The organism is Pseudooceanicola algae, from assembly GCF_003590145.2.
Classification (GTDB): domain Bacteria; phylum Pseudomonadota; class Alphaproteobacteria; order Rhodobacterales; family Rhodobacteraceae; genus Pseudooceanicola; species Pseudooceanicola algae.
Map to the genome: position 1 here is coordinate 2608498 of NZ_CP060436.1, position 18895 is coordinate 2627392.

Consider the following 18895-nt stretch of genomic DNA (forward strand, 5'->3'; position numbering starts at 1 on the left):
ATCGTCAGGCCCCGGCCTTGGTGCAAGCTTGGATATCGCCCGACAGGCGACCACGATCCAGACTGCGGAGACCCTATGGACCTCAACACCCATGCAGGCCATGGCCGACCCTTGGTTGGAGTCAGGCCGCCTGCCCCTCTCGACGCAGATCTGCCCGCCAGCTTTCCGGAACCGTGATGCCTTCGGCCTCGACCTCAGTGATGATCCGCTCGATGTCTCCGGCGACCAGGTCGGGGAAATACTCCGGCATCGGGATCACGGCGGATTGGTTCACCTTCCGGGAAATCAGCTCTTCGGGATAGGCGTGATGGTCCAATCCCAGAAAATCCTCGATCCGGGCCAGCGTCGCACGGGGATCACTGCGCATGTCCTCATAGAACAGCGGCATCAGCGCGCCTTCAGGCAACGCTTGCTTCATTCGCCGCAGGATCAGGCCATATTCAGCATTTTCCCACATGAAGGGCTTGCGCATGAAGGCTTTCAGGTCGTCCGGCGACCATCGTTCCAGCAGATCAAGCTTGTCTGTCACCTGAAGGTGGAATTTCACATGGCTCCACAGCCGCTTTACCGGGTGGCGCATGGTGTAGATCACCCGAAGCTGGGTGCAATTGCCGAGGATATGCTCCCATGCCTCGGACGGAAGATGAGCATAGAGGTTCGAGAAATCGCAATTGTACAGCTCACCCCGCGGTCGGGTGAACAGGTTGCGATACCAAAGATCATCTACAGGCCGGGACAGGTAGTTCGCCACCCAATGCAGGTTGTGGCGGATCCGGTCCGGATTGGTCTTTTCCGGATCATAGCGCTGCAGGTAACGATCCTGCGCATTGGCAAGGCGGCGGGCATCGCAAAGCTGTCGGTCGTTCACATAGACATGGTAGAAATAGTGAATTTCCTTCTCGAGCGAGAAGTGCAGCTGCGGATGCTGCGCCAGCACCGAGTAGAGCCAGGTCGTTCCGGCCTTCATGGCCCCCGCGCTAAGGAAAAGATGGCCGAAAAGGCCGGGATGTCTGTTCGTTTCAATCATTCTGACCACCAGTTCCGACGTTCTGTCTGTCGTCGGTTTACGCAAAAACCCTCAACCATTGGTTACCATCTGGGGTTTCCGGCCCAGGCTCCGGAGCGAAAGAGTTGGCGTCAAATTTCCTAAAGCTCTTCCTAGAATGCCCCCCTGAAATGGCCCGGCCTTCTGCGGCCATTTACCCCGAATTGCTATCCCCCTTGCCAGCATCCGTTCATGGAGGATCGAAATGCCAACAGGGAGCAATCCACTTTCATCAAGCCAGTGGCACCTTCGCATGATCGGGGACCTGGATGCGATCTGGGCGGATTACACGGGCAATTCCGTCCTTGTCGGCATCTACGACGACGGTGTCGCGCAGCACGAGGATCTGATCACCAACTACAATTACAGCGCACGGGTCACCCTGATCGGATCCGATCCGCTGAACGACGACTACGCTCACGGCACAGCCGTGGCGGGGATCGTGGCAGCGGCGGACAACGACACAGGCGGTATCGGCATCGCCTTCGACGCCCAGATCACCGGGGTCAATTACCTGACAGAAGCCTTCGATCTGTCCTATGCCAACTACCTGAGCCTGATCGAGGATACGGCACGCTTCGACGTGGTCAATTTTTCCTGGGCCTCGCTGCCATATTTCAATGATTTCAACAATATAGGAGACCAAAACAGCCAAGCCTATGCCGAGGTGTCGCGCATGCAGATCGCGCTGGACACCGGGCGGGACGGACTGGGCACCATCTTCGTCAAATCTGCCGGCAATTATGCCAATGACCCGGGCTGGCTGGAGTTTGGTATCGAGGGCAACGCCAATGCCGAAGGGCTGAACGCCGCCCACGGGATCATCGTGACCGCGGCGACGGACCGAGATGGCAACGTGGAATCCTATTCCAACTGGGGCCAGAGCATCCTTGTTGCGGCCCCCGCAGCAACCGTGACCACCGATATCGAAGGCAGCGGCGGGCTTTCGACCGGAAATTACGCCGAAACCTTTGGCGGCACCTCCGCGGCGGCGCCTGTCGTGTCAGGCGTGGTCGCCCTGATGCTGGAGGCCAATCCCGACCTGCACTGGACCGATGTGCGCAACATCCTTGCGCTTTCGGCAAGCCAGACCGGGTCGGATTTCGGCAGCGAGGCGAGCGGTTACGAAATCGATTCATGGTTCGCCAATGCCGCGCAAACCTGGAACGGTGGCGGCCTGACGTTCAACGAAAGCTACGGTTATGGTCAGGTCGATGCCTTCATGGCGGTCCGCATGGCAGAGGTCTGGACCGAAATGGCGCCCGACGCGGCCGACCGGCAGGCCAGCTACATCGCGACGGCCGATATCGATGATCCGGTCACGATCCTGGATGACGACCGGACGGTCATCAGCATGGAGGTTCGGGGCGCAAAGATCGAGATCGAGCACCTGAACGTCACGATTTCCTACAAGCACAGCTGGGTCTCGGACCTGGAGCTTAGCCTGTTCACCCCGGCGGGTACCGAAATTCCACTACTGCGCAACGAAGGCTATGGCAGCTACAACGACTCCTGGACCTTTGGCGTCTCTTCCCTGATGGGCACTTCGGCCGATGGCACCTGGGAACTGGTCATCGAAGATTCCGTCGAACGTGATTCCGGGGTCGTCTACGATCTGGAACTGGAATTCCACGGCAGCCGTCAGGACAAGAACGACATCTACACCTTCACCTCGGATTTCCAGGAATTGCTGGCCGTGGAATACGAGCGTGGGCAGATCAGCGACGACAATGACGGCAATGACTGGATCAACGTGGCCGCGCTGACCGCGAATGTCAGCCTCAGCCTCAGCAATTACTCGGGCGAAATGCGCGTGGACGGTACCCGCTGGGTTTCGATCAGTGGTAAGATGGAAAATTTCGCGGGCGGGGACGGCAACGACATCGCCTCGGGCAACGACGCGGCCAATACCTTTATCGGCGGCAGGGGGAATGATTGGTTCGTCGGCAAGGCCGGCCACGACAGCCTCGTCGGCGGCGAGGGCAATGACCAGCTGGAGGGCAACGAGGGACAGGATTCCCTGTCCGGTGGCCATGGCACCGACACGCTGCGCGGCGGCGAGGGCGAGGACCGTCTGCGCGGCGATGGCGACAACGACTGGCTCTATGGCGAAGAGGCCGAGGATGTCATCAACGGAGGCACCTGGCATGACCGGATCTATGGCGGTCAGGGCGAGGACAGCCTGTTCGGGGACGCCGGCTTTGACCGGCTCGAAGGCGGGTCGGGCGATGATCATCTGGACGGCGGGCATCAGGCAGACAATCTGTACGGCGGCGTTGGGAACGATGTCCTTTACGGCAATTTCGGTCTCGACCGGCTGTTTTCGGGCAGCGGGGATGATATCGCCTATGGCGGCGACCAGCAGGACGGCATGTTCGGCGACTATGGCAACGATCACCTGTTCGGCGGCGCCGGGGGTGACAATTTCTTTGCGTCCTACGGCAATGACACCATCGAAGGGGGCTCTGGCGATGACACGATCAACGCCGGTGCCGGGTTCGACAGGATCGACGGCGGCGAGGGCAACGATATCCTGCGGGGCAATTTCAACGCCGATCTCTTTTCCTTCCGGAGCAATTTCGGTCAGGACACGATCACCGATTTCGATGCGTTCAACAGGTGGGAACGGATCGATCTGCGCGAGGTGACCGAGATAGCATCCTTCGACGATCTGGTCGCATCTCACCTGTCCCAGATCGGTTCGGACAGCATGATCACCGATGGCCAGGGCAATTCGATCCGGCTGAAGAACGTCTCGGTAGCCGACCTGGATGAGGGGGATTTCCTGTTCTGACCCTGGCCTATTCAGTCACCGTGTTCCGGCATGCGGGATACTGGCCTCTGACGGAAGCAATTTGCGCACCCGACACCCATGACGCTTTAAATAAATGTATTTTTCAGCTATCGGTTGTCGGATGTATCCCAGACCACTGAACGGCGATTTCATGCCATCAAACTGCGACGACGCCCTGCATATCACCCTTTTCGGCCCCGATCGGAGGCGTGCCGCAGCATGCCGGACGCAGGCGAAGGGCCGCCCCGAGGGAACGGTTCGCACGGCGGCTGGGCCATGCCGGTAACCGGGACGCCATTGCCGATAGATCACGGCGCAGGGCCGGTCTGATGTCCTCTGCCCGCCCCCCGGATACCTTCGCCCCGCAGCCGGATGCCCCCGAGGATCAGGCGAATTTCCGGTTGATCGCCTGCAACCCGATCACCGGACAGCAGGATTTCGAAACCCGGTTCTCGATCTTCGACGCTCATGGATTGCCGGTCCATCAGGGCGGCGGCCCCGAGGTCGCCCTGACCCTGCCCAGCGGAGCCTACCGGCTTCGGGTCGACCGCCTGGGCACCCACCGCGAAGACCACCTGGTGCATGAGGCCGAGACCCTTCTGCGGGTCGATATTCCGCTGCGGGATTCGGCCATGCCCCTGCTGGATGCCCAGCACAGCGCCGATTACCTGCCCCACGCCAGCCGTCATTTCAGCCGCAACAACACCTGCGATCCACTTGGCGCGGCAACGACCTGGCCCCGGCTGATGGTCTTTCTGCGTGGCACAGCTGGCGGGATGGCCCCGGTCGAACCGTTGGCCGGCCGGCTGGCCCTGTTCGATACCGAAGGTCGTCAGGTCACCGATTTCACCGAAGACCTGATGGCCGGGAACAGCCATCAAGGCTGGGCCGTATGGTCCGCTCAGCTTCATCCCGGCGAATACATCCTGACCGAGCTTAGCCCGCAGGGCCTGATCCTGTTGCCGCTGGCACTGTACGGCGACTGGGACATGCAGATATTCCTGCCCCACGACGGGCGGCCGCAACTGTCCCGCGCCGGGCTGACCCCTGCCCTGCGCGGCATCGGCTTCGAACCCGAGAACGAGCTGACCCAGATCGTCGACGCCACCCTGACCGGGCTTGCCGAACGGCGCGATCTGCTGCCGATGGAACTGCGCCCCCGTCTGCTTGGCGGCGCGGCCGAAGATCCGTTCCTTGCTCTTGCCGGTGCCCATACGCATTTCCTGACAACCCGCGATGGCAGCGGGCTGAACGATGCGGCGCTGAAACAGCTTTGGGCCCTGATGCCCCGGTCCACCGATGTGCTGATGCTGACGCTGGCGGCGCTGGAACGGGCGCTCGGGGGCACGTTGCCCCACAGCCTCAGCGCCCTTGTCCGCGCCGTACGGGATCGCTTTGGTCAGTCGATTGCGCCGCTTCTGCCGGTCAGCTTTCCGCCCATGCTGCGCCCCGGCCTGGCCCTGCTGGCCCGCTACAGCCAGACCCTGCCCGATCTGATCACCGCCGGTTCCTGGGCCGAGGCCGCCGCCAACAGCGCCTATGCCTCGGGCATCTGGTCAAGCTGGTCGCAACCAGGCGAGACATTGCTGATCCCACGCGACAGCGGCGCGGTCAGCAGCCGGCTGAGCGACGCGTTGCAGGTCATGCGCGCCATTCCGGCCAGGGACGAATTCGGAACGCAATTCCACCTGCCGATCAGGGAATCGGCCGGCCGCCCGGAAGAAGAAAGTTTTCTGGTCCAGCACCTGCAATCCTATGGCCAGCCCGCAATGCCCGATGGCACGCCCCGCCTGCTGCCCGAGACCCGCGTGCCCGACTGGCTGCAGCGGCTCACCGGCGAGGAGCAGCTTCGCCTTGGCAAGGCATTCGATCCGGTGGCCGTAGCCCGCGTGACCGGGATGCCCCTGACCACGGTCCTGCGCGCCCAGAAGATCGGGCCCGCATCCTAGAGCCCCCTCCCCGGGGCCCGGTGCCGAACCTCAGGAAAATGCCAACCCTCAGGAAAACACGCCCGCGCCCGTGAACAGGACCGCCACGCCGCGCGTCCGCCCGTCGTCTTCGATCCGGTCAAAGGGATGGGCCCGCACTTCCAGGTCATGGCCACCGTAGGTGCCGGACCGCACGACGGGCTCGCCGGTTTCGATCACCTGCCGGGCCATCCCGGCGAGATCGGCAAAATCAAGCCGCGGCGACACCACGTCCAGGCTTCGCTGCACATCATGCGCTTCCATCTGGAACACCCGCCCGATCAACTGCGAGAACCGGCGGATCCGCAACTGGGAATCCAGCACGATCACCCCGGTCTTCAACAACCGCAGGACCACCTCTGTGTCACGGTTCAGCTCCGACAGCATCTCGATCTGACGCTCGTGTTCGGAACTGACGGAAACAAGCTCCTCGTTTACCGCATGCAGTTCCTCGTTCGAGCTTTGCAACTCCTCGTTGGAGGCTTGCAGTTCTTCGTTGGAGGCCTGCAATTCCTCGTTGGAGGCCTGCAGTTCCTCGCCGCTGGCTTCCAGCCGTTCGGTGACATTCTGCAGGGTCTCTTCCGTCAGCCGCAGGTCGCGTTCCAACTCCTGGATACGGCGAGACAGAAAGATGTGATCCTCGCGCGTCGGACCGCCCGCCGTGTTGCCCGGCGGGGGGGCGCTGTCCTGTGGCGCGGCGGGTTCCGTTTCCCCAAGATCTTCGCGTTTCAGCCCGATCAGCAAGAAACGCGGCCGGGGCGACATATCGAGCGGTTCGATGGTGACCGCCAACTGGTGTTTTTCACCGCTCGGCAGTTCCAGCATGACGCTTCGCACATAGGCTTCCCGCAACCCATGACGAAACCGTTCCATCGCGACGTTGATCGGGAAATGCAGATCCGGGTGCACAATATCCTCGACCGTCCATTCGGCGAGGTTGTTCATCGTGTCGACATAGGTGCCTGCCTGGCCGAACCAGGCCAGAACCGCCCCATCGGCAGCCAGCAGGATCGACGAGGGCGCATAGCGTTTCAGCAGGGCATCATAGCTGCTGACCAACGTGTCGCGGTCCCGCACCGTGGCGGCGATGGCCGGTTGTCGGCTCATCCCGGGCTTGCGTTGCAGCCGCGAACTCAGGTTCGGCACCAGTTCGCTGCGCGAGGTCAGGTTGACGCTGTTGGCCAACACCGACCGGTCCAGCACCCGCCGGTCCGATGTATTGCGGAACAGACGCCAGCGTCCGTTGATCACCTCGAATTCATCGGCGTAGCGACCCAGGCTTTCGGAAGGACCAAGCAGCAGGAACCCCGCCTTGCGCAGCCCGAAAAGGAACATCGAGATCACCCGAAGCTGGGCCTCTTCGTTCAGATAAATCAGCAGGTTGCGGCAGGAAATCAAGTCAAGCTGCATGAAGGGCGGGTCGCTGAGCAGATCATGGACCGAAAAGACGATCTTCTGGCGCAGCACCGGATCGACGACATATCGATCGCGGTGACGGGTGAAATAGCGGTCCCGGATATCCTGCGAGACCCCTTCCAACGCCGATTCCGGGAAGATCCCCGAGGATGCCATATCCAGCGAGCCCCGGTGCACATCCGTTGCGATGATGCGAAAGCGTCGCTCGACACCGGCGGCGGCCAGGGCCTCGCTCAGTTCGATGGCGATCGTATAGGCCTCTTCGCCGCTGGCGCAGGCCGGCACCCAGATCCGCAACGAGCTTTCCTCGGTGGAATTCGCCACCATCTCCTCCAGGGCCTTCTTGCGCAGCACAGTGATGGCGTCCGGGTCGCGATAGAACTGCGTCACTCCGATCAGCAGATCCTGATACAATTCATCCAGCGCCGAGGCATTGTCCTGCACGAACTCCAGGTAGCTGGAGAGCGTGGCAATACCGCGAAGCTTCTGACGGCGTTCGATACGGCGCAGCACGTTGGCGGCCTTGTAGGCCGAGAAATCCACATGATGCTGTCGTTCCAGAAGCCCCAGGATCGCGCTTTCGGCACGGGAATCCTCGGCTTCCTGACGAGCATCCGTGTACACGCCCGAGTCGATATGCAGGCGGATCGCCTGGGGCATTTCCGCTGCGCCCAGCACCCGGTCCACCACGCCCGCGGTCAACGCCGCGCGGGGCATCGACGAAAACCCGGCCTCTTGCGGGGATTGGACCAGCACCGTGCCGCCCAGCTTGTGGAATTCCTGCGCGCCGCGCGATCCGTCAGAGCCCGAGCCCGACAGGATCACCGCAAAGGTCCGGTCCACGCCGCGTGACGCCAGCGTGCGGAACAACCCGTCGATGGGAAGATGCGGCAAGGGACGATCATCGACATTGCTGCGCACCCGGAACACGTCGCCATCCAGTTCCGCGTTCGTATTGGGCTGGTTCAGGTAGACCGTATTCGCGCGCAAGCGCGAGCCGTCTTCGATATGGCGGATTTCCAGCCGGGTCTGGCGGGCCAGCAATTCATGCATCATCGACCGGTAGTCCGGCGACAGGTGCTGAATGACCACGAAACACCATCCGGCGTCCGCCGGGGCGGCCTTGAAAAAATCTTCCAGCGGTTCCAGACCGCCGGCCGAAGCACCGATAGCAACCAGGGTAAGGCGCGTATCCTGGCTTTCGCCATCTGTTTCGCTGTTGTCCATACCGTCCCTGCCTTGCATACGGGAAATAGGTGTTGAAGCTACCATAGTAGTGGCGCAACCATAACCAGAAAGCCGATCGGGGGAAAAGTGGCGCGTATTCTTATCGCAGATGACGATCCGGGCTATGTTGCGGCCTTCTGCGAAGGGATGCAGGCCCTTGGCCATGACGCGCATGGTGTGGCGTCGGGGGTCGAAGCGCTGGCCCTGCTCGCGTCGGAAAAGTTCGACATCGTCTTCCTGGATGTGTTCATGAAAGGCGGCGGCGCGGTTGTGCTGCTGCATGACATCCGCAAGTCCGATGCCCATATCCCGGTGGTGGTCATCACCGGAAAGTCTGAATTCGCCGGTTCGCCGCTGTTCGAAAACGGGCTGCGACTGGCACAGGCAAAGATGCGAAAGACGGCCAGCCTGGCTGAATTGGGGCAATTGGTCACGAAGCTGACCACATGACCCGCGAACCCCTGCAGCAAAGCGGCCAGATCGGCCGCAGGTTCCCGGTAATAGCCTTGCCATTGGCGGTGGTGCTGACCTGTCTGGTGGTGCTTCTACCCGGCTGGCTGGGCGGGAACGACCTGCTGACACGCCTGCATCCGGATTTCCCGCGCATCACGCCCGGCGCGGCGATCTCGCTGATGATGGTCGCGCTGGCGCAGGTTTTGGCCCTGCGCAGCGAGGCGCAACTGTCCGACAGGGCCGCGCGGCTGTTGCGACAGGCCGGCACGATCCTGGCTGCGCTGCCGGGGTGCTACGCCGCGCTTCGCCTCGGCTTCTGGCTCGGGGTTGGCACACCGGTCTTTCTGGGCGAGGTCGATTTGCACGATACGACGCCCCCCGACACCATGGCCCTGTCGACGACGCTCTGCCTGTTGCTGGTGGCAGGCTGCGCGGCATTGCGCTGCATGCCCGGCGGCTGGTCCGACCGGGTCCTGCGCCGGCGTAGCCGCGCAGCGGCGACCCTTGGCCTTCTGATCTGCCTCATCGGGCTGAGCAATGTCCTGCTGGGCGGCAATGGTTTCGGGACCGGTGTGCTGTTCGCCACAATGGGTCCGGCAAACGGCCTCTGCCTGGTCGCGCTGCTGACCGCACATATGCATTTCAAACCCCTGGAAGGCTGGACGGCGCTGATCCTGGCGCGCAGTTCTGACAGCCGGCGGGCCCGCCGGCTGGTCGCGGCGGCCATCGCGCTGCCGGTCATGCTGGGGTTGTACCTGAGGTCGCACCCGGTGGTCAGCCCGAATGGATCGGAATTCCTGCTCGGGTTGATGACCGTGCTGCTGGCCGCACTGGGCGTGACGGTCGCCCTGCTCATCGCTTCGGCGCGCAACCGGTCCGCGCAACGGGCCGGAGCGCAGGAACGTGGCATCCGCGACATGCTGGATGCGCTGGACGCAGCCGTCTTTGCCTTCGATCCGTCGGGACGCTTGTTGCGTGTCAATGCCGCGGCCCGCAATCTGACCGCCCATGTGGACACGCCTCAGGCCTGGCTCGATCAGGCCGCCTTCTACCACCTGGAGCTGCGCGATGACCCCCTACCTGCCGAAGACCGCCCTTTCGCCCGCCTGATCCGCGGCGACAACGCCGGGGAAATGACCCTCGGCTATCTCGATCCGCTGCAGGACGAACGCATCCTGCATTTTACCTCCCGGCGGGCCGGGTCCCCGGCTCAGTGGGTCCTGAGCGTCGTGGATGAAACCGATCGCTGGAAACTGCAGTCGCAGACAGACCGGACAGAACGTCTGGATGCCATCACTCAGATGTCCGGCGGAATCGCGCATGAGATGGCCAATATCCTCGGCGTCGTGCGCCTGTCAGCCGATACCGGGCTGATCGCGGCACAGGACACACCGCTTGTCCGGTATTTCGACGCGATCCAGACGGCCTGTGACCGGGGCGCCGAACTGACCCAGCGAATTCTGGAACTGTCCGGCAAGCCCGGCGGCGGCGGGCAGGCCTTTGACGTGGCCCGCGTCGTCCGCGAGGCCGCCGCCTTTGTCCGGCGCACGACCCACAGCAGCATCAGCATGCAGGTCACCACGCCAGACGCCCCCCTGACCGCCGATTGCGACCCGCGAGAGCTTGAGAACGTGGTGATCAGCCTGCTGGTCAATGCCCAGAACGCCTTGGCCGATACCAAGCGGCGCGAAGGGCATATCCTGCTGTCGGTGGTCGCGCGGGACAACGAAATCGTGGTGACGGTCGATGACGATGGCCCCGGCATGACGCCCGAAGTCCTCGCCCGCGCCGAAGAGCCGTTCTTTACCACCCGCCAGAAGCAGGGCGGCACCGGGCTGGGCCTGACGATGGTGACCAATTTCGCCCGGCGCAACCACGGGCATTTCAAGCTGACCTCCTCACCGGGACAGGGCACGACCGCCCGTATCAGCTTTGCCGCCAGCAGCACCGAAACCATCGAAGATCCGGCAGACCCCCTGCCCGAAGCAGAGGTTGCCCAGGCCCCCAAGGCAGGCGCTCTCGCGGGGCTGAAGCTGCTGTTGATCGAGGACGATCCGCTGTTCGGGGAAATCCTGGCGGAATCCCTGCGGCACCTGGGGGCCGATCTTGCCCATGTCACCGATGGACGGGCCGCGGCCAGCCGGTTGATGGATGGCACCCATCTGGATGCGCTGATCACCGACATCGTGCTGCCGGGCGGGGTCAACGGCTTTGACCTGGCGCGGATGGGGCGTCGGAGTCAGCCCGATCTGCCAGTCATCTACATCAGCGGCTATGCCGGCAGCCATCCCGATGATGCCGACCACCCCCCCGGCATCCATTTGCGCAAACCGATGAAGGTCGACGAACTGACCCGCAGCATCCTGCGCCTGTGCCGCCGACCGGGCTGACCTTGCACCCTGCAACGCCGGCGGCAAGGCGCGCCACGCCACGGATCATTCGCTTGCCAGCGCGCGCGGCGAAGATCCGACAGGCGCCAGCGGCCGCCCGAAATTGTACCCCTGACCCATGTCGCATCCCATTTCCAGAAGCAGGCGGGCCTGGTCTTCGGTCTCGATCCCTTCGGCGATCACCCGAAAGCCGAGGTCCTTGGCCAATTGCACGATTGACCCCACAATCGCCCGGTCCCGGTAATCCGAACAGAGATCCTTGACGAAGGACTTGTCGATTTTCACGATATCGACCGGCCAGTTCTTCAGATGGCGCAGGCCGGAATAGCCGGTGCCGAAATCGTCCAGCGCGATCTTCGCGCCCCGGCGGCGCAGTTCCTCGAGCGTGCGAAACACCTGACCGGTGGATTCCCCCATGACGACAGTTTCCTGCACCTCGATGATGATGGACCCCCAATCGACGCCGGAATCACTCAGGGCCGATTGGAAATCGAAGACGAATTCGCGGTCCATCAGATCGAAATAGGTCAGGTTCAGGGACAGCTTGACCGGGCTTTCCATGCTGGCGACGACATCGACGTACTGCTTCAGAGAGGCCTGGATGATGTGGCGTGTCAGCTGTGTCGCCAGCCCGTGATCGGTGAAGATGGATGGAAAACTTGCCGGCGACAGCAGTCCGTGACGTGGGCTTTCCCAGCGGCAGAGGACCTCGTAGGCGGTCACCTGCCGCGAGGCGAGGTCCACCAACGGCTGAAAATAGGGCACGACCTCTCCGGCATGGCAGGCCGCCTGGAATGTCTTGGCAAGCTGGGCGTGATCGAACCGTTCGGCCACGTCCTGACTGTAGACCGTCGCGGTGCCGCGCCCAGACTCCTTGGAGGCATAGAGCGCCAGATCCGCGCTGTGATAGAGTTTCTCGTAAGCCTTCCCGTGATCCGGCGTGAAGGAGGCCCCGATGCTGACCCGCCCCAGATCCGGCTTGTTCAAAAAGGCCGAAGCTCGCAGAATCGTCATCCGACAGGTGGTCATCAGCGCGCGCAGGTAATTCCCGCTTCGTTTCGGCAGATCGGTGAACATCGCAAATTCATCACCGCCGACCCGGCCCACGATGGCCCGCGCCGGAGAGGCATCCATGATCGCCTGGGACACGGTCTTCAGGTAATTGTCCCCGAACTGGTGGCCATACATGTCGTTGACGGTCTTGAAGTGATCGACGTCGATCAGGATGAAGGCCCCCGGTTCGACGGAACTGTCCAGCCGTTCGCGCACCTTGCCCTCGAATGTTGCGATATTTTCCAGCCCGGTCAGCGGGTCCAGTTCGGAAACCCGTTGCAGGCGCAGGGCACGGGACCGGCTGGCCGCCAGATCACGCTCAAGGTCGATCCGGTCCCACCAGGCACCGATCATGAATTCAAGGGTTTCGGCGAGTTTCCCGAGCACGGCAATGGTTTCGGGCGACGTCGCCTCCGTCGGACCGGCCTCTGTCGCCTCGCCCGGCGCGGGGCCCGCCGCCGAAAAGCCCAGCCCAAGGACCCCGGCACAATCGCCGTTGCGCAGGAACAGCGCCCAGGTCAGCCCGTGCTGGTGCCCGGCCTGGCCCAGGTTGCCCGTGACCGCCATGGCGGCCGGCCTTTCGCCGGGCTCGTCGGAATGCAGACGCGTCCGGGACCTGCCGAGCAGCACAAGCCGATCCCAGGTCCTTTCCCGCAGGCTGCGCGCCTCTGCCTCCGGGCCGTGGGTAAAAAGCACCGGGCTGAAGGCATCGCCGCCCACCTCCGGCGCCGCAGGCGGCAAAAGCCCGGCCGAAGGCGCGGGCAGCTCCGCGCCCCTGATCAGCGCCGGGTTCAGCAGCAGTACCACGGACCGCGCCCCGGTCGTGGATTGTGCCAGTTGCGCAACCGCGCACAGCTTTTGTGTCAGATCCTCCAGCGCGTTGTCGCCGGGCTCCGCAGCGCGCGCTGGCCCGCCATCGCCCGTCACCGGACCGAATTCCGCCGGGCTCATCCTGGGGTCTCCGGGCCGCGACCGGTCGGCGCGCCAGGACACGGGCCGGGACCGGTCATCTGGTTTGCCGGCACTGAGACCTCTTCGTTCATTCCCACTCCCGCGCAATGGATCCTGCACCGCCTGTCCTTGCAATTGCACCGGCGCGCCCCGAAGGCTCGGCACGATATGGATTCGTTCGCCCCCTGCTGGACGAATGTCAGGGGGATACCTTAACGAGTTGTTAAGAAATCCGGGACGGACACAGGCAAGTCATTCGGCAAGAAAACCACGACAAGGGCTGCCCTGTACAGGGACTTGCGCCCAATGTTGGCCCCAAACGGGCAACGAAGCCCTGCGCCCGTGCGACGGGCACCTAGGGTGTGCCGTCGGGCAAACCCGCCTCCGTGGTGATCGGTCGCCAGCCCGCGACACCGGCGCGCATCGCCGAGAGGACAGCCGCCCCGGCGGCTTCGCCGATGGCCGTGTGCAGACCGGCAAAACGCCCAGCCCCTGCAGGTGCGGCCACGGCGATGCAATCGGTCCCGGTCCCGGTGGCCAGCCCCGTGGACAGGTGCAAACCGGCTTCGGTGATCGCAAGCGTCCGGGCCTCGGCCACCAGCGACAGCAGTTCGATCAGGGCTTCGGGGCGCAAACCACAATTCAGGCGCAGCGCGATGTTTACTGTTCCCCAGCCCGTTCGGAGCGCGGGCCCGGACGGGGGTACCCCGAGGCGGCGGCCGATGCTTTCGGCATTGGACAGCCCCACCGTGGCAACCGCGTCGGCCCGGATGCCGTCAACCTCGACCATAGCATGTTCGGCGGCAGCCAGATCCCGGCTGGTCAGGAAACAGACCGCGTCTTCGGCCCGCCGGTTGCGCAATTCACCGTCGAGCCAGGCGAGGGCGTCACGCTCGGGGCCGAGGTCGGCATTGCGCACCTCGCGCCACAGGATGCGGGCCGCGCTGACCAACCCGGGCCGGTGCGGCGCCCAGCTGAGCACCTGCATTGGCGCGCCAAGGTCGAAATCCAGCCAGGGGCCGCGCTGCGTCAGGGTCATTTCAGCACGCGCAGCGCCTGAAAGACCGGGCCGTCGGGGGTCTGTTCGTGAAAGGCCGAGATCTGGAAGGCGCGGGCCAGCAGGTCCGGCGTCAGCACCTCGGCCGGGGGACCATCGGCCAGGATCGTCGCCTCGGCCAGCAGGATCAGCCGGTCGCAATGGCGCGCGGCCAGACCGAGGTCGTGCAAGGAGACAAGCACGCCATGGCCATCACGGGCGAGATCGGAAAAGACCTCCATCACCGCGATCTGATGCGCCGGGTCGAGACCGGCAATCGGTTCATCCGCCAGCAACAGCGGGGATTCCTGAGCCAGGGCACGGGCGATCAGGGCGCGGGCCTGTTCGCCGCCCGACAGCCGGGTCGCGTCGCGGTCACGCAGCGGCCCCAGCGCCATGCGTTCCAGCGCGGATTCCACCGCCTTGCGATCCACGGCGCCGATGCCGTCCCCGCCATGGGGCAGGCGGCCAAGCGCCACAAGATCCGCCACGCTGACCGGCCAGGCGATTTCGCGTTGCTGGGGCAGCCAGGCGGCCGCGCGGGCGCGGGCCAGAGGCGCCATGCGCGCAAGAGAGCTTTCGCCCAGGGCCGGCAACAGGCCCAGGGCCGCGCGCATCAGGGTCGTCTTGCCCGCGCCGTTCGGCCCGATCAGGCCGACCATCTCGCCCGGACGGATATCCAGCGACAGCTTTGAAAAGACCGGGCGGCCGCCCAGCTCCACGCTCAGTTCCTCGATCCGCAGCAGGCTCATGCGCGTTCCTTTCGCAATTGCCAGAGCAGGCGCAGGAAGAACGGCGCGCCGATGAGGGCCGTCAGCACACCCAGCTTCAGGTCGCGGTCCGGCGCGATCACCCGCACCGAGATATCGGCCATCAGCAGCATCGCCGCCCCGCCAAGGGCCGAGACGCCCAGCAAGCGGCCCGGTCGCCCACCAATCAGAGGGCGCAACAGATGCGGGACCACCAATCCGATGAAGCCGATGACCCCGGCCACCGCCGTCGCCGCCCCGATCGCCGCCGCCGTGCCCAGCACCACCTGCCAGCGCAGCCGGGTCAGGTCGATACCCAGCCCTTCGGCAGCATCTTCGCCCAGGGTCAGCGCCTCGAGCCCGCGGGCCGAACGGGCCAGCAGAAGCCATCCGAGCAATGTGAAGGGCAGCGCCAGCCAGACATGGGTCATCGACCTGTCGGCAAGGGATCCCATCATCCAGAACACGATCTCTCCGGCGGCATAGGGATTGGGCGACAGGTTCAGCACCAGCGATGTCAGCGCCCCCGACATGGCCGAAATCGCGATTCCGGCAAGGATCAGTGTCAGTGACCCGCCGCGCGGCCCGGCCAGCGTCACCAGCAGCAGCACCGCCACCAGCGCCCCAGCCAGCGCGGTCAGCGGCAGGGCCAGCGCGAACAGACCCGCAAAGCCGGTCTGCAGGGCCAGTACTGCCCCGAAGGCGGCCGAGCCGGACACCCCGATGATCCCAGGCTCGGCCAGCGGATTGCGCAGGAACCCCTGCATCGCCGCCCCCGACAGCCCCAGCGAGGCGCCGATCATCACCGCCAGCAGCACCCGTGGCAGGCGGATTTCGCGCATCACCATGACCGCCGGGCCATCGCCACCCAGGACCAGCGCGCGCAGGCTTTCCCCCAGCCCGAGCCCCGCCGGCCCCAGGCTGAGCGAGACCAGCGCCAACAGGATCACCAGCGGCAGCAGCAGCCGCACGGGGGCCTTCACGGAAGGCTCCGGGTCATGGCAGGGCGCCGCATCATGGGACCTGCTTTCGGAATTCGGCCAGGGCCGCAACCGCCTTCAGCACATGCGGCGTGCCGCATAGCCAGTCGCGGTCGGCCACGACACGCAGCGCGCTTTGATCGCGCAGGGCGGCAACCGCCGGATGCCGCAGGATTTCTTCGGAGCGCGAGGCACCGGGGTAGGGTGAACCGGTGATCAGCGCCTCCGGACGGGCCATGACAAGGCGTTCCAGCGGCAGATGCCCGCCGCCCATGTCCCCGGCGATGTTTTCGAACCCGGCGGCCATCAGGATCTGCCCCGCAAGCGTGCGGTCGCCGGTGGTATAGCCATTGGCGTAATAGATCGCCGCCGTTGGATTCCGGGTGGTCTGCACCCGCAGGGCGTCGAGCCGGGCATCGAAATCGGCAATCAGGTCTGCCGCCGCCGCGTCGCGCCCAAGCGCTGCCCCGACCTGTGTGATGCGATCCCGGATGTCGTCCAGACTGTAGGCCGGCCGCACCTCGACCACCTCCCGGCCAAGGCGACGCAGCATGGAGACCGTGGCGCGGGAGGTATAGGAGCCGGCCAGCACAAGATCGGGCTGCAGGAGCCAGATTTCCTCGGCGCCGGCATGGTTGATCGGATAGTCCAGCGCCTGCTGCGCCATGGCGGAACTGCGCGGTTCCCGCGACAGGTCCGACACCGAAACCAGCTGCCCCGGTGCCGCCAGCAGCATGGCCAGCTGATCGGTGCAGAGGTTGATCGACACGACCCGCGCAGGTGCCTCTGCCGCCGCCGGGACGGCATGGGACGCCAGCAAAGCCGCCAGAACGACGGTCAGAGCGGCGGTGCCCCTGGACACCGCCGCCCTCAATGGCCTAGAAATTGCCGCGAATGCCGACATAGAACGCCCTGTCGCTTTGCCCATAGCCGCGCACGGTCTGGTATTCCTCGTCCAGCAGGTTGACGATGCGCAGGTAGATCTCTCTGTCCTTTGCAATATCGTAACCAAGCGTCACGTCCACAAGCGTGTAGTCCGGCAACGGCGTACCGCTGTCCAGGTGATCCGACACCCGGCGCACGACCAGCCCGCCGCGCAGTTGCGGCGTCAGGTCCGCCGCCAGCCGCAGCGCCAGTTCATTGCGCGGCACCCGGTCAAGGCGCGCGCCAGAGGCATCTTCGGCATCGGTGTAGGTATAGCTGGTATCAAGGCGCAGCGTCTCGCTCAGCCGCCAGCCCCCCGACAGTTCAACCCCCTGCATGGTGCTTTCGCCTTCCACCTGGGTATAGCCGCTGCCGACCCAGTCGATCAGGTTGGTTATCTCCATCCGGAACAGCGTCGCCTTGACGAAACCGCTTTCGCCCAGCCGTTTTTCCACGCCCAGGTCGTAGCTTTTCGAGGTTTCGGGCTGCAGGTCGCTGTTGCCGTACCAGGGATCGTAGAGTTCATAAAGCGACGGGGTGCGGAACCCGGTGCCCGCCGAAGCCCGCAGGGTCACGTCGGACCGGGGACGCCAGGCTGCCGCCAGCCGGCCAGTGGTTTCGCCGCCAAAGACCGAATGATCGTCGTGCCGGACCGAGGCCACCAGGTCGAAGGTTTCGCTCGGGGCCCATTGGCCTTCGGCGTAGGCGCCCAGCTGGTCGGTTTCGGCCACGAAGGTATCGCCGTCATAGGTTTCCCGCGTCGCATCCGCACCGAAGGCCAGGGTGAAGGCATTGCTGAGATCCATCGAGGCCGCATAGGCCAGCGACTTGCGGATGCCGAGGTTGGGGTAATAGGAGGCGCCCCAGGTATTGGTGCCCCGGCTTTCCCGGTCGATCCGGTAATACTGCGCCGAGATTTCCTGTTCCAGGATCGCCCCGTCGAACCGCAGGAAGCCGCGCAACCCGTAAGAGGTCGCCTTGGTCACCTCGTCCGGGCTGCCGTCGACCGGGCCGCTGGTGTATTCGTCGTATTCCGTCTCGGTCTTCTGCCAGAAGGCCGCGCCGCCGAAGGTCAGCGCATCGGTCAGGTCATATTCGCCGGTCAGGTTCAGCCGCGTGCCTTCATGCCCGTCGGCTTCGGTATTGCCGTCGTTCTCGTCCGCCGAGGAATAGCCGTCTGTTTCGATATGCGACAGGGACAGCGCATAGGTGCCACGCGTGCCCATGTAGCTTTGATTGAGAGACAACTGCCGGGTGTTGTAGCTGCCATATTCCAGCGCGTAGCTCTGGCTCAGGCCCGGTTCGGTGGCCCGGTTGGTGCTGATCGAGATCACGCCGGCAATCGCTTCGGAGCCATACAGCGCCGATTGCGCGCCCTTCAGCACCTCGACCCGCGAAATATCGGCGGTGGTCAGCGAGCCGAAGTTGAACGAGATCTGCGCCGCCGAGGGGTCGTTCACGTCGATCCCGTCGACATAGACGCCGAAATAGGCCCCGCCCGCGCCGCGGATGCGCAGGGTGGTGGCATTGCCGATGCCCCCGGCGGTGGTCAGGCTGAGCCCCGGCAGCGTGGCCAGGTAATCGACAAGGCGGATGTCGCCGGCTTGTTCAAGGTCGTCCTGCGAGACGATCTCGACGGTGGCGCCGCTGCGGGCGGTCTCGGTTTCGCCGCGGTTGGCGGTGACCGTGATCGGGGCCAGCGGGGTGACCTCCTGCGCGGCGGCGGGCACGGCCAGAAGGCAGGCCAGAACCGGAAGCGTGGCCGCTACAGGCCGCCGCGATGCAACAGCAAAAACCGGGATGAATCGAGGGCAGCCGGGCAGGGCTGCCGGGAAATGTCGTGTCATAGCTATCCTTCCCGCGCCCACAAACAGGCGCGACAGTCACAGGAAGCCCGGCGGGTAATCCCC

The 18895-nt window shown here is 64.5% G+C and carries 12 protein-coding genes; 4 read left to right on the forward strand and 8 right to left on the reverse strand.

Going from position 1 to position 18895, the window contains the following annotated elements; translation table 11 throughout:
* Positions 1-121: 121 nt before the first annotated feature.
* Complete coding sequence (locus PSAL_RS12240; protein WP_119838511.1) at positions 122-1027, reverse strand: sulfotransferase family protein; 906 nt, start codon at positions 1025-1027, stop codon at positions 122-124.
* A 271-nt stretch (positions 1028-1298) separates the two neighbouring features.
* On the opposite strand from PSAL_RS12240, the gene PSAL_RS12245 reads away from it, so the two are divergent.
* Positions 1299-3839: a S8 family serine peptidase gene (locus tag PSAL_RS12245; protein ID WP_196222744.1), complete on the forward strand. Its 2541-nt coding sequence runs from the start codon at positions 1299-1301 to the stop codon at positions 3837-3839.
* Between the two features lie 329 nt (positions 3840-4168).
* Positions 4169-5788: a hypothetical protein gene (locus tag PSAL_RS12250; protein WP_119838513.1), complete on the forward strand. Its 1620-nt coding sequence runs from the start codon at positions 4169-4171 to the stop codon at positions 5786-5788.
* Positions 5789-5836: 48 nt separating this feature from the next.
* Here the strand turns inward: PSAL_RS12250 and PSAL_RS12255 are convergent, their stop codons facing one another.
* Complete coding sequence (locus PSAL_RS12255) at positions 5837-8449, reverse strand: CheR family methyltransferase (protein ID WP_119838514.1); 2613 nt, start codon at positions 8447-8449, stop codon at positions 5837-5839.
* Between the two features lie 87 nt (positions 8450-8536).
* Between PSAL_RS12255 and PSAL_RS12260 the strand changes: the two genes are divergently transcribed.
* Both PSAL_RS12260 and PSAL_RS12265 read left to right on the forward strand, forming a co-directional pair.
* A complete protein-coding gene (locus PSAL_RS12260) occupies positions 8537-8899 on the forward strand; it encodes a response regulator (RefSeq protein WP_119838515.1) in 363 nt (120 codons plus the stop codon).
* Positions 8896-11292 carry a hybrid sensor histidine kinase/response regulator gene (locus PSAL_RS12265; RefSeq protein WP_119838516.1) on the forward strand — a complete coding sequence of 799 codons (2397 nt, stop codon included), beginning with the start codon at positions 8896-8898 and terminating at the stop codon, positions 11290-11292. The genes PSAL_RS12260 and PSAL_RS12265 overlap by 4 nt, the downstream gene beginning before the upstream one ends.
* A gap of 45 nt (positions 11293-11337) precedes the next feature.
* Here PSAL_RS12265 and PSAL_RS12270 read toward each other — a convergent pair whose 3' ends face one another.
* The 6 genes from PSAL_RS12270 to PSAL_RS12295 all read right to left on the reverse strand — a co-directional run bounded on the left by PSAL_RS12270 (position 11338) and on the right by PSAL_RS12295 (position 18832).
* Positions 11338-13296, reverse strand: a complete 1959-nt coding sequence (locus PSAL_RS12270; protein ID WP_119838517.1) for a putative bifunctional diguanylate cyclase/phosphodiesterase — start codon at positions 13294-13296, stop codon at positions 11338-11340.
* Between the two features lie 355 nt (positions 13297-13651).
* Positions 13652-14335, reverse strand: a complete 684-nt coding sequence (locus tag PSAL_RS12275) for an adenosylcobinamide amidohydrolase (protein ID WP_119838518.1) — start codon at positions 14333-14335, stop codon at positions 13652-13654.
* On the reverse strand, positions 14332-15084 hold the full coding sequence (locus PSAL_RS12280) for an ABC transporter ATP-binding protein (RefSeq protein WP_119838519.1): 753 nt from the start codon (positions 15082-15084) through the stop codon (positions 14332-14334). Before PSAL_RS12280 ends, PSAL_RS12275 begins: the two co-directional genes overlap by 4 nt.
* On the reverse strand, positions 15081-16064 hold the full coding sequence (locus tag PSAL_RS12285; protein WP_119838520.1) for a FecCD family ABC transporter permease: 984 nt from the start codon (positions 16062-16064) through the stop codon (positions 15081-15083). Before PSAL_RS12285 ends, PSAL_RS12280 begins: the two co-directional genes overlap by 4 nt.
* A gap of 31 nt (positions 16065-16095) precedes the next feature.
* Entirely contained in the window at positions 16096-16965 is an 870-nt protein-coding gene (locus PSAL_RS12290) for an ABC transporter substrate-binding protein (protein WP_119838521.1), read from the reverse strand.
* The gene (locus PSAL_RS12295) at positions 16940-18832 is read right to left on the reverse strand and encodes a TonB-dependent receptor plug domain-containing protein (protein ID WP_119838522.1); all 1893 of its coding nucleotides are present in this window, start codon (positions 18830-18832) and stop codon (positions 16940-16942) included. The genes PSAL_RS12290 and PSAL_RS12295 overlap by 26 nt, the downstream gene beginning before the upstream one ends.
* Between the last annotated feature and the right edge of the window lie 63 nt (positions 18833-18895).